General features: G+C 62.7%; 1 protein-coding gene. It reads left to right on the forward strand.

All coding sequences use genetic code 11. From position 1 onward, the window contains the following. Positions 1–256, forward strand: a 256-nt coding sequence (locus ACR9ZK_RS21840; RefSeq protein WP_481344051.1) for a LysR substrate-binding domain-containing protein, incomplete at its 5' end; no start/stop codon positions are given. Positions 257–287 lie beyond the last annotated feature (31 nt).

Consider the following 287-nt stretch of genomic DNA (forward strand, 5'->3'; position numbering starts at 1 on the left):
AGTGTGGCGCGCCGACAGCTTCTACGTGATGGCCGAATGGCTGGTGCGCGATCTCGGCTGGGCCTGGCTGCCCCGGCATGTGGTGCAGTATTCGGCTTATCAGGGCCTGATGGTCGAACTGGACAGCGAATGGACCCCGCCGGCGTTGGTGGTGGAACTGGTCTGGCGCCGGGATGAACCCCTCGGCCCGGCTGCACGCTGGCTGGCTGAACGTTTTGCCGTGCACTTGCGGGCGATTGGCGACAAAAGTCGATAAACTCCGCCGCCATGAATAGAACTCTCTACAC

The sequence above is a fragment of the Monashia sp. HAY1-5C genome, assembly GCF_056755255.1.